This window comes from Agromyces sp. C10 (assembly GCF_023217995.1).
Classification (GTDB): domain Bacteria; phylum Actinomycetota; class Actinomycetes; order Actinomycetales; family Microbacteriaceae; genus Agromyces; species Agromyces indicus.
In genome coordinates this window covers 79,048-93,570 of record NZ_JALPSX010000014.1, presented here as the reverse complement: position 1 = coordinate 93,570, position 14,523 = coordinate 79,048, and the positions used below count along the sequence as shown (strand labels likewise).

The following is a 14,523-nucleotide window of genomic DNA, read 5'->3' as shown; positions in this document are numbered from 1 at the left end:
GGTAGCCGGACGGGCTGGGAAGCGGCTCCGGATGCGCGCGCAGGAGCCTCAGTGCAGCGCCTTGGCCCGGTACACGGCCTCGGTGCGACTCGACGCGCCCAGCTTGCGGAGGATCGCCGACACGTGGACGCTCGCGGTCTTGCCGCTGATGTAGAGCCGCTCGCCGATCTGGCGGTTGCTGAGCCCCTCGGCGATGAGCTCGAGCACCTGCCGCTCGCGCGACGTGAGCTCGGCCACGGCGTCGCCCGGGTCGTCCGCTCCCGCGACGCCGGCCGAGCCCCGCGTCGCCTCGCCGTGCGTCGCCCGCTCGAGCGCGACGCCCGCCTGCATCGCCACGTGGGCGACACGCGACTGCACGGCGGTGACGCCGCCGGCGACCGCGGCGTCGTACGCCTCCTGCAGCGTCTCGCGGGCGGCGAGGCGATCGCCGGCGTCGAGCTGCGCCTCGCCGAGGCGGAGCAGGGCGTACGGGCGGAGGAAGCCGGGCGCGGTCTCCGGCGTCGCGGCGTCGACTGCCGCCCGCCACGCCGCCTCGCTGGGCCGCAGCTCGGCGTCGACGAACGCCGACCAGAGCGGATGCGTCGGCCAGAAGTGCAACCGCTCCATGGCCGAGCGCAGCGTCGGCTCGGCCTCGAGGATCTCGGCGGCCTCGGCCTCGGGCACCCGCGTGGGATCGGCGCGGACCGCGGCGATGACCCGGGCCAGCGCCCAGAGCAGCGGCTCGGCGTACCCCGCGAGCGGCAGTTGCCGCTCGTGCAGGACGCCGCGGCCGTCGCGCCACGCCTGCGACAGGTCGCCCACCGCGAGGCCCACCTCGGTCGCGACCCTCGCCACGCCGAGCCGCGTCTGCATCTCGACCTCCATGATGGGCGCCATGTTCGCCCGGAAGGTGCGGAGCAGCTCGGCCGCGCGCTCGGGCTCGCCACGCCAGACGAGACCCCAGATCTTGGCGCGCTGCAGGTACACGCGGAACGGCGCCGACGGCTCGAGGGCGAGCGCGCGGTCGATGAGGGCGCCGGCCCGCTCCCATTCGCCGAGCGCGAAGAGCGGGTCGACGGCGTTCGACGCGAGGATGACGCCCGAGCTGCGCTCGACGCCCTGGCGTCGCGCCCGCTCGAGCCCCTCCTCCGCGAGGCGCACCGCCTCGCGGTGGTCGCCCACGAGGTGGTACATGTCGGACGCGTTGACCCAGTACCGCAGCAGCGCCGCACCGTCGCCCGCCGCCAGTTCGCGGGCGCGCTCGAGGTCGGCGAGCGCCCGCTCGACCTCGCCGCGAGCGGCACGGCACACCGAGGCGATGTTCATGGCGATGGAGGCGTACCGCGGGTAGCCGATCTCCTGCGCGAGCTCGAAGGCCTCGTCGGCGACGCGGACGCCGTCGTCGATGCGCCCCTCGATCATGAGCCGGCCCGCGAGCCCGGTCAGCACGGTGACCCGGAGTTCGTCGGCGCCCTCTGCGGGGAGGGCGGCGAGCGCCTCCTCGAGCAGCGGGATCGAGCCGCCGCGGCCGACCGTCGCGAGGTAGAGCGCCTTGTCGCGCAGCAGCCGCGGGAACTGCGGATCGTCGCGCGGGCACTCGGCGAGCGCCGCCTTGACGAGGGCGAGGCCGCGTTCGCCCTCGCCGGCGTGACGCAGGTGGGAGGCCGTGCGACCCATGAGTTCCAGCCGGGTCATGCCGGAGACCCGCTCGGGCTCGGGCACGAGGCTCCAGAGCTCGAGCGCGCGTTCGCCGAGCTGCGCCGCCGAGGCGTAGGCGACCGCCGATCGCGCCTCGCGCATGGCCTGGATGGTGGCGGGGAACGCCCGCCCGGGGTCGCGCGCCCCGAGCCAGTGGTACGAGATCTCGGCGGCGAGGCGACGCCCGCCCGCCGCCGCCTGCGCCTCGTAGGCCTCGGCGTACCGGGCGTGGTACCGCGCGCGCTCGCCCGGCAGCAGGTCGGCGAGGATCGCCTCGCGCACGAGCGCGTGCCGGAACGCGTAATCGTCGCCGTCGATCTCGATGACGCCGTAGCGGACGCTCTCGCGCGCGGCCGCATCGAGTGCGGCCTCGTCGCCGCGGTGCACGGAGGACAGGAGCGCGTGCGAGACGCGGACGCCGCCGGTGGACAGCAGCCGGAGGAACTCCTGCGCCTCGTCGGGCAGTCGCTCGTACCGGGCGAGCAGGAGGTCGCGCAGGGTGTCGGGCACGAAGCCCTCGTCGCGGCATCCGTCGATGCCCACGAGCTCCTCGACGAAGAAGGGGACGCCGTCGCTGCGCAGGAACACCGTGTCGAGCACCCGTTCGCTCGGGGCCTCGTCGACGATGAGCGAGCGGACGAGCTCGTGCACCTGCGCCTGCGAGAGCCGGGTGAGCTCGCGGCGCTCGACCCACCGGTCGCGCTCGGCCTCGGTCAGGAAGCCGCGGAGCGGGTGACCGCGCGGGACGTCGTCAGTGCGGTAGGTGAGCAGCACGAGCAGGCGGCTGGACCCCAGCGAGCGGAGCAGGAACCGCAGCAGCGCGAGGCTCGCGGCGTCGACCCAGTGCAGGTCTTCGATGACGAGCACGATGGGCTCGTCTCTCGAGAGGGTCTCGAGCAGCACGGCGACCGCCTCGTGCAGCTGGCCGCTGCCGGCGCCGCCGGGGGTGATGACGATCTCGCCGGTGCCGTCGGCGACGGATGCCGCAAGCTCGGGCAGCAGCGCGACGAGGGCCGCCCGGCCGGGCCCGACCGCGTCGAGCGCCCGGTCGGCGCCGACCTGCGCGACGAGCTGCCGCAGCGCGCCCTTGACCGGTGCGTAGGGCGCGGCCACGTCGCCGAGGTCGACGCACTGGCCGCGCACGAGCCGCACGTCGGGCCCCAGGCCGGCGGTGAACTCGGCCACGAGCCGGCTCTTGCCGATGCCCGCCTCGCCGCCGATCACGGCGGTCGCCGGCGTGCCGGCGCGGACCGTCTCGATGAGGCTGCGGAGCCAGTCGAGGTCGCCGTCGCGGCCGACCATGGCGGGGCTCGTCGAAGAGCTGGACACCATCCCATGGTCCCACCGACCGACGACATCGGCACCGGGTCCGTGGACCCGGTGCCGATCGTCGCGCGAGGGGTCTGTCGCGCCGTGGGCGGCCGCGGCCGCGACCCCGTCTCCGGTGCCGGTCACCGCGCGAGCAGCGGGGCCTGACGGCGGGCGTGACGCCGGCGGGCGACGCGGAGCCACGAGCCCCGCGACGCGAACCCGGTCGGGTCGGCGCCCGCACCCGCGGCCCGCTCGGCGGCGGCGCGCTGCATGGCGATCCGCTCCTCCGCCCGGCGCACGTCGGCGGTGTGAACCTGCATGGCCACGAAGCCTGCGGTGTAGTCCATGATCTCCTCCTGAGGTGGGCGATGATCCGAGCCTGCGCTCTGAGGTGGGGGCGGCTCATCGGGAGATGTGCCTATTTCGTGCCGGTCCGGGCGGTGAGGGGGCCTCAGACGGGACTGATGCGGATGTTCGGGTCGCGCCACGCCTCAGTGCGCGAGGGTGGGCGTGCGGCGGTATCCGTCGTTGCGGAACTCGACCACGGCGGCGGACACGGCCCACACCGAGATGAGGGCGAGCACGAGCATCGCTGCGAACATCACGCACCTCCTTCCATTGATTCCAGGTCGCCCGGGCGGTGCCCCGGGACGTCCCGAGCCTCGTTCCTGAGGCACCCTCAGGACATCGGGCGATCGGCGTATTCGCCTACCTCGGCGTGGCGTCGGCCCCGTTGCCGGTCGACAGGGCGATCACCGAATCCGGAACGGGCGTCCCAGCAGGGGTGAGCCCTGAGGCGATCGGCGCGCCCCAGCGCCGCTCGAGGGGGACGACACCGGCCCACGTCGAGTGGTCCTCGCCGTCGTCGGGCTCCTCCGAGGGGCCGCCCGAGCGCTGCTTCATCACGACGTCGTCGAGGGCCAGGCGCAGCACGCGGGTCGCCGCGACCTCCTTGCGGTGCATGCCGCGCACCTCGGCCGGGCGTCCGGGCATGAGCCGTTCGGAGAGCGCCAGCAGCGCGGCATCCGTCTCATCGGCCGGCACGGCCTCGAGCACGCCCTGCACGGTCGCGCTGCGGTAGTTCATCGAGCTGTCGAACAGGCTGCGCGCGTAGACCAGGCCGTCGAGCGCCGTCACCGAGAAGGCGACGGACCGACGAGCGGATGCCGCGCGCAGGGCGAATCCGCCGCCGGTCGAGCCGTGCAGCAGCACGTGCTCCCCCACTCGCGCGTAGCCCATGGGCACGATGACCGGGACGCCGTCGACGGCGACCGCGAGGTGGCCGACGAGTTCGCTGTCGAGCAGGTCGTGGAGGGCGAAGCGGTCGGTGGTCTGCCGGTCGGGCAGGCGACGGATGCGACGGGCGGTGGCGGTGGCGGTGGTCATGCGTCCAGCATGCGAGCGCGGCTGGTATGGTTGGCAGACCAGTTCCCGCGTGCTCGACCAGTCCAGTGCGCCGCGAAGGAGGTCCCGATGGACGGACCGCTGCTCGTCATCGACCGCGACGACGCCCGGCCGCTCGGCCAGCAGCTCGTGGAGGGCCTGCGCCGCGGCATCCTCGACGGGCGGCTCCGCCCGGGCGACCCGGTGCCCTCGACGCGCGCGCTCTCGAGCGAGCTCGGGGTCGCACGCAGCTCGGTCGTCGCCGCGTACGACCAGCTCGCCGGCGAGGGCTACCTCGAGCTGCGCCAGGGTGCGCCCACGCGCGTCGCGCCGCTCGTCGCGCCCGACCCCGCCGTCGACGCCGACCCCGCCGTCGCGGCTGGCCCCGTCGCGGCGGACGCGGATCGTCGCTTCGCGGGCGCCGAAGCGACGATTCGCGAACGGCGCGCGCGCGTGACGGATGTCACGTCCACCGCGAGCACCCCGGGGATGCTCGAGCTGCGTCCCGGGCTCCCATCGACCGCGCGGCTCGACGAGCGGGCCTGGCGCGCGGCCTGGCGGCACGCGTCGCGGATGTCGGTCCCGGGCGACATCCCGCCCGACTTCGGCTCGCCGCGCCTGCGGCGGGAGATCGCCGACCACCTCCGCCACGCGCGCGGGCTCGCCTGCTCGCCGGACGACGTCGTCGTGACCGCGGGCACGAGCGACGCGGTGGCCCTCCTCGCGTCGGCACTGCGCGTGCTCGTCGACGGCACGCCGCGCGTCGCGGTCGAGCACCCCGGGTATCCGTCGGCGCGGCGGGTCATCGGACGCCGCGGGGCGTTCCGCACCGTGCCCGTGCCCGTCGACGCCGACGGCATCGACGTGGCGGCACTCCGCAGCATCCGCCCCGCCCCGCACGCGGTCATGGTGACGCCCCACCACCAGTACCCGCTCGGCGGGCGGCTCCCGGTCGCCGCTCGGCTCGAACTGCTCGACTGGGCCGCGGCATCCGGTGTCGTCGTCATCGAGGACGACTACGACAGCGAGTTCCGTCATGTCGGCGCCCCGCTGCCGGCGCTCGCCTCGCTCGACCGGGGCGGCCGCACGGTGCTGGTGGGCAGCTTCTCGAAGGTGCTCACGCCGTGGCTGCGACTCGGCTACCTGGTGCTGCCCGGCGACACCCCGCTCCGCGAGGCCGTCGCGAGCGTCCGCGACGACGAGACGTGCCCCGTGCCGGGCATCGCCCAGGAGGCGATGGCCGAGCTGCTCGCCGGTGGCGCGGTCCGCCGGCACATCGCCGCGGCCCGTCGCGACTACGCGCACCGCCGCCGGATGGTGCTCGACGGGCTGTCGCGCATCGCGGGCGCGAGCCTCACCGGGCTCGACGGCGGACTCCACGCGGTGCTCCGACTGCCGTCGCACGAGGTGGCGGCCCGGGTGGTCGCCCGACTCGCCGTCGACGGCGTCGCCGTCTCGCCGCTCGCCGACTACTCGGCCGTGCCCGGCGAGGGCCCCGCCGGCCTGGTGCTCGGCTACGGCTCCCCCACCGACACCCAGCTCGCCGAAGCCCTCGCGCGCGTGCGCGCCGCCGTGGAGGTCGAGCTCGCGGCATCCGTCGCCTGACTCGCCCCCGCCGTCGCGACCGCTCCGCGCGCCCCCCGGGGGGGGTTCGAGTGTCCAACGGATGCGGGGCGGGGCACCGGGGAGCGGCATCCGTTGGACACTCGCGGCACCGAAGGGCGGGGCGACCGCCGGGGGTGGGCGCGCGAACGGTGACGGGCCGCACGGCCTGCCGACGCGACATCCGCTCGCCCCATGAACGCTGTGAACGGATGCCGCGAAGCGGGCGGGCCGCGTAGCGTGGGGTCGTGCTGACTCCTCCGGTGACCGAGAAGCGACCGACCGAACGCACCCACCACGGCGACGTCGTGGTCGACCACTACGAGTGGCTGCGCGACAAGGATGACCCGGCGGTGATCGCCCACCTCGAGCAGGAGAACGCCTACACGAAGGCGAAGACGCGGCATCTCGCGGTCCTGCAGGAGCAGGTGTTCGAGGAGATCAAGCGCCGCACGAAGGAGACCGACCTCAGCGTGCCCACGCGCGAGGGCGACTGGTGGTACTACTCGCGCACCGTCGAGGGGCTGCAGTACGGCATCCACTGCCGCGTGCCCGTGCGCGGCGCCGACGACTGGGAGCCCCCCGCGATCCCCGAGGACGGCTCGCCCCTGCCCGGCGAGCAGGTGCTGCTCGACGACAACGACGAGGCGAAGGGCCACGAGTTCTTCTCGCTCGGCAGCTTCGACCTCACCGCCGACGGGTCGACCCTGCTCTACGCGGTCGACGTCGAGGGCGACGAGCGGTACACGATCCGGCTGCGCGCGCTCGACGGGTCGGGGCGCGTGCTCGACGACGAGATCCCCGGCACCGCCGCGGGCGCCGTGTTCGAGCCGTCGGGGCGGTACCTGTTCTACGCGACCGTCGACGACGCCTGGCGGCCCGACACCATTTGGCGGCACGAGGTCGGCACGCCCGCGTCATCCGACGTGCGGGTGTTCCACGAACCCGACGAGCGCTTCTGGCTCGGCGTCGGCCTCACGCGCAGCCGCAGGTACCTCGTGCTCGAGGCCGGGTCGCACGTGACGAGCGAGACCTGGCTGCTCGACGCCGCCGACCCGGCGGGCGAGTTCCGGGTCGTGTGGCCGCGTCGCGACGGCGTCGAGTACGACGTCGAGCACGTCGTCGCCGGCGGCCGCGACCGGCTGCTCATCGTGCACAACGAGGGCGACGCCGTGAACTTCGAGCTCGTGAGCGTCGCCGCCGACGACCCGCAGGGGCCGAGGCGGATGCTGCTCCCCCACGACCCGCGCATGCGCATCGAGGCGGCGCACGCGTTCCGCGACTTCGTGGCGCTCGAGTACCGGCGCGACGGCCTGCCGCGGGTGGCGATTGCCAAGGTGCCGCCGCAGGGACTTCCCGCCGACGCCACCCCCGACGACACGCTGCACGAGCTCGCCTTCGACGAGGAGCTGTGCTCGGTGGGCGTCAGCGGGAACCCGGCGTGGGAGCAGCCGTCGCTGCGCATCGGGTACGGCTCGTTCGTGACGCCGTCGACCGTGATCGACGTCGACGTGGCATCCGGCACCCGGACCGTGCGCAAGCAGCAGGCGGTGCTCGGCGACTACCACCCCGAGCGGTACGCGCAGAAGCGCGAATGGGCGACGGCTCCGGATGGCACGAAGGTGCCGATCTCGCTCGTCTACCGGCACGACCTGGTGACCCTCGGCGAGCCCGCCCCGACGCTGCTCTACGGCTACGGCTCGTACGAGCACGCGATCGACCCGGGCTTCGGCATCCCGCGGCTGTCGCTGCTCGACCGCGGCATGGTCTTCGCGGTCGCGCACGTGCGCGGCGGCGGTGAGATGGGCCGGCTCTGGTACGAGCACGGCAAGAAGCTGCACAAGAAGCACACGTTCACCGACTTCATCGCGGCCGCCGAGCACCTGGTCGACAACGACATCACGACGCCCGATCACCTGGTGGCGCAGGGCGGCTCGGCGGGCGGGCTGCTCATGGGCGCCGTCGCGAACCTCGCGCCGCGGCTCTTCGCGGGCATCGTCGCGGAGGTGCCGTTCGTCGACCCGCTGACGTCGATCCTCGACCCGTCGCTGCCGCTGACCGTCATCGAGTGGGACGAGTGGGGCAACCCGCTCGACGATCCCGAGGTGTACGCCTACATGCGCTCGTACTCGCCGTACGAGAACGTGCACCCCGTCACCTATCCGCGGATCCTCGCGATCACGTCGCTGAACGACACGCGCGTGCTCTACGTCGAGCCCGCGAAGTGGGTCGCGCGCCTGCGCGAGGTCGGCGCCGACCCGCTGCTGAAGGTCGAGATGGCGGCCGGGCACGGCGGCGTCTCCGGCCGGTACGCGGCCTGGCGCGAGCGCGCGTTCGCGAACGCGTGGATCATCGACGCGGCGGGGGCGCACCCGAGCGGCGAGTGACCCTCCGGCGGTCGAGGAAGGCCGGAGGCCCGCACCGGGATCCTCTGGCGGGATCTGCACGATTCGTGCCCTGATCGGGGCTCGCAGGATATCGGCGGCCGGGTCCAGACTGACCCCCATGTCGTTCATCGCCGAACTGAGTGAACGGATGCCGCAGCGCGTGCACGCGCCCGGCACCCCCGAGTACGAGGCCGGCGCCGCGGTGTTCGCCGGCTCCGGAACGCCCGACGTCGTCGTGCGCCCCGCCTCCGCCGCCGAGGTCGCCGAGGCCGTGCGGGCCGCCGTCGCGGCCGGCACGCCGATCGCCGTGAAGAGCGGCGGCCACGGATCGGCGCCCGCCACCGGCGGGCTGGTCATCGACCTCTCCGCACTGAACGCCGTCGAGCTCGCCGACGACGGCTCGCGTCTGGTGCACGTCGGCGGCGGCGCCCACTGGGGCGACGTGGCCGCCGCGCTGACCCCGCACGGGCTCGTCGTCACCTCGGGCGACACGACGGATGTCGGCGTGGGCGGGCTCGCGCTCGGCGGGGGGCTCGGCTGGTTCGCGCGCACGCACGGGCTCACGGTCGACCTCCTCCGCGAGGTCGAGCTGGTGACGGCCGCGGGCGACGTGCTCCAGGTGAGCGCCGACTCGCACCCCGAGCTGTTCTGGGCCCTCCGCGGCGGCGGCGGCAACTTCGGCGTGGTCACGAGGTTCACCTTCGAGGCCCAGCCGGTCGACGGACTCGTCGGCGGGCACGTGCGCTTCGACCAGTCCGACGTGCGCGCGGTGGTCGGCGCCTGGAGGGACGTCTTCCGCGACGGGCCCGACGAGCTGAACTCCACGCTGCTCGTGATGCCGCCGCTCATGCCCGAGATGCCCGCCGGCCCCCAGATGTCGGTCGCGCTCGTCGGTTCGGAGGAGGAGCTCCGAAACCTCCTCGAGCCGCTGCTGTCGCTGCCCTCGGTCGCCGACGTGTCGCTGGGGCCCGTCGCGTACCCCGACCTCCTCGAGGCCGCGCCGCCCGGCGAACCGCCGTTCCGCTTCGTCGGCGGCAACGGCTTCGTCCCCGACCTCTCCGACGCGGCGCTCGACGCCTTCGTTCGGGCGCTCGACCGCGAGGTGCCGACGATGCTGCTGCTGCGCGCGCTCGGCGGGGCGTTCTCCCGCGTGCCGACGGATGCCACGGCGGTCGCCCATCGCGACGGCCGCGCGCTCGTCGCCGTCAACGGCATCCTCCCGGCCGACGCGACCGACGATCAGGTCGCGGCGGCGCGCGCGGGCGTGGATGAGGCGATCGCGTTCACGAGCGGCGCGTACTCCAACTTCTCGCCGGAGTTCGGCGACGACGTGACGGCGATCTACCCGCCCGCCACGCTCGACCGCCTCCGCGCGGTGAAGCGCGAGGTCGACCCGGGCGACGTGTTCCGGGCGAGCCACCACATCGCGCCCTAGCCGTCAGGCGGCGGGCGGGTCCTCGTGCAGGTCGACGTCGGAGGGAACGAACGCCCACCCGGTGAAGCGCACCTCGAGGCCCGCCCGCGTCGGAGCGCAGACCATGGGCCCGGCGGTCGCCGCGTTCGCGTCGAAGGGCGCCACCCGGATGGTGCGCCACTCCCCCTCGCCGGCGCGGGCGCGCAGCGTGATCGCGTCGGCCTCGACGCCCGAGCGGCTCGCTCGGATCGTCACGACCTGCCCCGCCCAGTCGGGCACGGGCGCGAGCGACCAGTCCGACATCCGGTTCGTCACGACCGCGCCGAGGTGCGGCACGCCGTCGCTCATCTCGATCCCGGCCTTGACCCAGTTCTCACCGTCGAGGTGCAGGAACAGGCCCGCCTGGTCGTACAGGCCCGTGAGCGTCGACGTGTCGAACGACACCTCGACCGCGGCATCCGTCGGCCACGGGGCGAGCAGGGCGTGCCCGTCGTCGTGCACGAAGCCGTAGTGGGTGGTGCGCCAGTAGTCGCTGCCCTCGGCGGCCTCGACGACGATCGCATCGCCGTCGACGTGCACCGCGACAGGGTCGCGGCTCCAGCGTCCGGCGTTCCAGGGGGCGGCGGGGGCGCGGTCGGCGTCGCTCATGCGCCCACGCTATCGGCCTCGGCCCGGCGCGCCGCCAGCCGGCGCTCGCGCATCGCGAGCCACAACGGGAACGTGAACGCGAACGCGGTGAGCGCCGACCCGAGGATGTACGCCCACGCGAAGCGCATCCCGAGGCGCCGCGACTCGACCACGATGAGGATGCTGCCCGCGACCGCGACGACGAGCAGGTCGGTCGTGATCGACGACACCGCCGGTCCGCTCGAGACGAGGTCGCCGATGAAGTCGTTCCCCTGCGCGATCGCGATGGCGTTGTAGGTCCAGGTGCCGACGAGGCCGGCGACGGCGACCACGAGGTACACGACGGCGAGCGGGGTCCAGTTGCGCGTCATCCGTTCAGTGTGGCGGATGCCGCGCCCGACCGTCAGTACTCGGGGATCGCCTCGACGGCCCGCTGCGCCTCGAGTCGTGCGAGGTCGCGCAGGAGGTCGTCGCCGACGTCCGCCATCCGCTCGGAGCGGTGCTCGGCGTAGTCGGGCTCCTCGTCGTAGCGCGGCCAGCGACGGTCGAGCTCCTGCTCGATGACCCGGCTGAGTTCGTCCCATGCGTCGTCGCGGGCGCGCTCGATGAGCCCGGCGACGTACTCGTCGTCGGACCGGCGGGTCCACAGCTCCTTCGCGATGGCGGCGTGCACCTTCTCGCGTCGCCGCAGGTTCAGGAGGTCGTCGCGATGGTAGTCGTGCTGGTGCTGCGAGCGGCCCTCGCGCTTCGCGGCGACCTCGCGTTCCTCGGCCACGTGCTCGGCGGCCTCGTCGGCCTCCTGCACGAGCTCGTAGAGGACCGAGCGGGCGCGGTCCGCGGCGCGCTCGTCGGAGTACGGCTCGTCGCTGCGGAGCGCGTCGACGAGGAGGCGGTTCTTCAGCGCCATCCGTGCCGCCGACTCGGCCATGAGCAGGCCTTCCTCAAGCATGTCGTCGAAGGTGGCGGGGGTGACCTCGGGCAGGCGCGACCGGTCGAACGGGGCCATCTTGCGGCGTGGTTCGCGCCGCTGCCACGGCAGTCGGAACCGGCCCATGCGCACCTCCTCGAATCGCACCCGTTCCACCGTACCGATCCTCGGTGAACGGATGTCGCCCCTCCCCCTCCCCGCCCCGTACCCTCCCCGCCCCGCCCCGCCCCGGACGTTCCGCGAAATGACGCAACCTGCGCTTCCGGCCGCGCGCCGGAACCGTTTCCGTCATTTCGCGGCCCCAGAGGGGCGGGAGGGGCGGGAGAGACAGGCGGTCAGGCGAAGGGGTCGGCAGGTGGGCGCGCCGGGAGGGCCGGGGGTCGGGGGAAGGGCCGGCGGAGGGCGAGCCCGGGAAGACCGCGCCGGCCCGCCGCCCGCCCCGGCCGCCCGCCCGCCCGCCCCGGACGTTCGGCGAGATGACGCAGAGTGCGCCTCGGGACGCGCGCGGGAACCGTTTGCGTCATTTCGCGGCCCGTGAGAGGCGGGAGAGACGGGCGGCGGGGTCAGGCGGGTCAGGCGGCGGGGTCGAAGCCGGGGGTGCGACCGTCGCGGCCGACGTACTTCACGACGAGGCTGCAGTCCTTGTCGACGTAGCCCTCGTCGATGAGGCGCTCGAAGCGCTCCATCGCGAGCCGCCCCGCCGCGAGGTCGAGCCCGGCGGCGTCGCCCGCGGCGAGCGCGTACGACAGGTCCTTCGCCGCGAGCCCGGTCGTGAACGTCGCGTCGAAGTTGCGGTTCGCGGGGCTCGTCTCGACGACGCCGGGCACCGGGTACCAGGTCCGAAGCGGCCACGAGTCGCCGGATGACACGGTCGCGATGTCGTGGAACACCGCCGGGTCAAGGCCGAGCGCCTCCGCGAGCCGCGCCCCCTCCGACGACGCCTGCAGGGTGATGAACAGCATGAGGTTGTTCGCGAGCTTCGCCGCGATGCCCGACGTCGGCCCGCCGACGGTGAAGACGTGCCCGGCCATCGGGTCGACGAGGGCCGCCGCCTCGGCGGTGGCATCCGCTTCACCGCCGAGCATGAACGTGAGCGTTCCGGCGTGCGCGCCCGCGATGCCGCCCGAGACGGGTGCGTCGACGAAACGGATGCCGCGGGCCGCCGCCGCTTCGTGGCACGCGCGCGAGGTCTCGACGTCGACCGTCGACGTGTCGAGGACGAGCGTGCCCGCACGCACGCGGTCGAAGACGCCCGGCTGCCCGGCGTCGCCGATGAGGACCTGGCGCGAGTGCTCGGACCGGGGCAGCGACGTGAAGACGGCGTCGGCGTCGCGCACGGCGGTCGCGGCATCCGTCACCGTGCGGATGCCGCCGGCCCGCGCCTGCTCGGCCATGCGCGCGTCGACGTCGAACCCGACGACCTCGTGCCCGGCCCGGGCGAGGTGGGTGGCCATGGGCCCGCCCATGTGTCCGAGCCCGATCCACCCGATGACCGCCATCCGCGTCCTCCTCGACGTCGCGTCGCGCGGCGCCCGTGCCGTGCGATCGTCTCCACGCTACGCCCGCGGCGACGTGCGGCCCCACCCCCCGCGCGTCGAGCGCGCCGTGGACGCGGATCGTCGGAGTGGCCGCGCCCGAGCGACGATTCGCGTCCGACGCGGTCCCGGCCCGCGGCGTCCGACACGGCACCGACCCGGGCGCCGGCCTCGGACGCCCGGGCGGGCGGGCCGCGACACGATCAGGGGATCGCCTGGGCCGTCGCCTCGAGCGGGGTGACCGGGCGGTCGCGCTGCGTGGCGAGGGCGAGCCCGGCGGCGCCGCACACGACGACGATCGCGATCGCCTCGACGAGCGTGAACCGCTCGCCGAGCACCAGCGCGCCGAAGATCGCGGCGATCACCGGCCCGAAGCTCGTGATGATCGCGTAGAGCCGCGGCGTGATGCGCCGCAGGATGTACGTGTCGAGGCTGTACGGCAGCGCCGACGACAGCACGCCCACTCCCAGCAGCAGCCCGATGATGCGCCAGTCGAGCGCGCCCACGTCGAGGGTCGCCACGGCGAACGGCACGAGCAGCGCGAGCGAGACGAGGCTCGCGACCGTGAGCCCCTCCAGTCCGGGCAGCCGGGTCGCCACGCGACGCGTCAGCAGGATGTACGCCGCCCAACTCGCCGCCGCGGTGAGCGCGAGCACCACGCCGATCGGGTCGACGCCCGAAGCGGATGCCGCGGCATCCGTCTCGCCCGAACCGCCGGCCCACGGGCCGATGAGGAGCAGCACGCCCGCCCCCGCCGCGAGCGCGCACGCGAGGTCGAGCAGCCGCCGGGAGGTGAACAGCGCGATCGCGAGCGGACCGAGGAACTCGATCGTCGCCGCGATCCCGAGCCCGAGCCGGTCGACGGACTCGTAGAAGGTCACGTTCATCACCGCGAGCACCACGCCGAGCGCGAGCGCCGGCCGGAGCCGCCGCCAGGTGAGCTCGGCGCGCTTGGGTCGGTAGAACGGGAGCACCGCGATCGCCATGACGAGCTGGCGCACCGCGACGACCACGAACGAGCCGACGACGGGGATCACGAGCCCCGCGAGCGACGAGCCGAAGTTGATCGACACCTCGGTGCCCAGCTGCGTCGACGCACCGGCGAAGCGGCGGCGGCGGAGCGTGGCATCCGTCATCGCGGCCGCCGGCGCGGGCGTGGTCTCGTGGGGCACCACTCGACGATACGACCTGCGCGGCGCGACTCGCCCCCGCGCCTGCGCCGCCCGCGGTCGCCGCTGTGGTCGGCTGTGATCAGGGGTGCGCGCATGACGAAGCCATTCGGAAGCCTGACCGACGACGAGGTGCAGCTCGCGGGGCGCGTGGAGTTGCGCCGGGTCGTCGTGACCGACGACGTCGAGTCGTGGGACCTGCTGCTGTACCCGGCGGGCGGTCTCGAGCCGATCGCGGTCGACGCGTTCAGCCTCGACGAGCTCACCCGGACCAACCCGCCGTCGTCGCGCGACCTCGCCGACGGGGTGGCGAAGGTCGTGCTCGGATGCCACGGGCTGCGCCGCATCGAACCGTGGACGATGTCGCGGGACGCGTCGAGCTGGTCGGCCCGGGTCGCGGTCGTGCCGGCGGCCGCCGCCGGGGGTGCGGGTGCGGATGCCGCGGAGAGCCCGGGCGCGCCGACCGCGGGCTGAGCGCGCCGGCTGAGCG

The 14,523-nt window shown here is 74.4% G+C and carries 11 protein-coding genes and 1 pseudogene; 4 read left to right on the top strand and 8 right to left on the bottom strand.

The genetic code is table 11. From position 1 onward, the window contains the following. Positions 1 to 48: 48 nt before the first annotated feature. The 3 genes from M1L56_RS16015 to M1L56_RS15305 all read right to left on the bottom strand — a co-directional run bounded on the left by M1L56_RS16015 (position 49) and on the right by M1L56_RS15305 (position 4,374). Entirely contained in the window at positions 49 to 3,006 is a 2,958-nt protein-coding gene (locus M1L56_RS16015) for an AAA family ATPase (protein ID WP_308198885.1), read from the bottom strand. A 122-nt stretch (positions 3,007 to 3,128) separates the two neighbouring features. Then, positions 3,129 to 3,335, bottom strand: a complete 207-nt coding sequence (locus M1L56_RS15310) for a hypothetical protein (RefSeq protein WP_248599890.1) — start codon at positions 3,333 to 3,335, stop codon at positions 3,129 to 3,131. A 361-nt stretch (positions 3,336 to 3,696) separates the two neighbouring features. Next, a complete protein-coding gene (locus M1L56_RS15305; protein ID WP_248599889.1) occupies positions 3,697 to 4,374 on the bottom strand; it encodes a pyridoxamine 5'-phosphate oxidase family protein in 678 nt (225 codons plus the stop codon). A gap of 87 nt (positions 4,375 to 4,461) precedes the next feature. On the opposite strand from M1L56_RS15305, the gene M1L56_RS15300 reads away from it, so the two are divergent. From M1L56_RS15300 to M1L56_RS15290, 3 genes are all read left to right on the top strand, one after another. Further along, a complete protein-coding gene (locus tag M1L56_RS15300; RefSeq protein WP_248599888.1) occupies positions 4,462 to 5,976 on the top strand; it encodes a PLP-dependent aminotransferase family protein in 1,515 nt (504 codons plus the stop codon). 245 nt (positions 5,977 to 6,221) lie between these two features. Beyond that, a complete protein-coding gene (locus tag M1L56_RS15295) occupies positions 6,222 to 8,360 on the top strand; it encodes a S9 family peptidase (RefSeq protein WP_248599887.1) in 2,139 nt (712 codons plus the stop codon). Positions 8,361 to 8,478: 118 nt separating this feature from the next. Continuing rightward, entirely contained in the window at positions 8,479 to 9,795 is a 1,317-nt protein-coding gene (locus tag M1L56_RS15290; protein ID WP_282573704.1) for an FAD-binding oxidoreductase, read from the top strand. Positions 9,796 to 9,798: 3 nt separating this feature from the next. On the opposite strand, the gene M1L56_RS15285 is transcribed toward M1L56_RS15290, so the two are convergent. The 5 genes and pseudogenes from M1L56_RS15285 to M1L56_RS15265 all read right to left on the bottom strand — a co-directional run bounded on the left by M1L56_RS15285 (position 9,799) and on the right by M1L56_RS15265 (position 14,036). Next, complete coding sequence (locus tag M1L56_RS15285) at positions 9,799 to 10,422, bottom strand: DUF1349 domain-containing protein (RefSeq protein ID WP_067947656.1); 624 nt, start codon at positions 10,420 to 10,422, stop codon at positions 9,799 to 9,801. Further along, complete coding sequence (locus M1L56_RS15280) at positions 10,419 to 10,772, bottom strand: DUF2834 domain-containing protein (RefSeq protein WP_067947654.1); 354 nt, start codon at positions 10,770 to 10,772, stop codon at positions 10,419 to 10,421. The genes M1L56_RS15285 and M1L56_RS15280 overlap by 4 nt, the downstream gene beginning before the upstream one ends. A gap of 32 nt (positions 10,773 to 10,804) precedes the next feature. Then, complete coding sequence (locus tag M1L56_RS15275) at positions 10,805 to 11,485, bottom strand: asparagine synthase (RefSeq protein WP_248599885.1); 681 nt, start codon at positions 11,483 to 11,485, stop codon at positions 10,805 to 10,807. 416 nt (positions 11,486 to 11,901) lie between these two features. Beyond that, a pseudogene (locus M1L56_RS16230) lies at positions 11,902 to 12,846 on the bottom strand (NAD(P)-dependent oxidoreductase); the annotation flags it as partial. Positions 12,847 to 13,067: 221 nt separating this feature from the next. Further along, on the bottom strand, positions 13,068 to 14,036 hold the full coding sequence (locus M1L56_RS15265) for a DMT family transporter (RefSeq protein WP_248599883.1): 969 nt from the start codon (positions 14,034 to 14,036) through the stop codon (positions 13,068 to 13,070). Between the two features lie 93 nt (positions 14,037 to 14,129). On the opposite strand from M1L56_RS15265, the gene M1L56_RS15260 reads away from it, so the two are divergent. Beyond that, the gene (locus tag M1L56_RS15260; protein ID WP_067947636.1) at positions 14,130 to 14,507 is read left to right on the top strand and encodes a hypothetical protein; all 378 of its coding nucleotides are present in this window, start codon (positions 14,130 to 14,132) and stop codon (positions 14,505 to 14,507) included. Positions 14,508 to 14,523 lie beyond the last annotated feature (16 nt).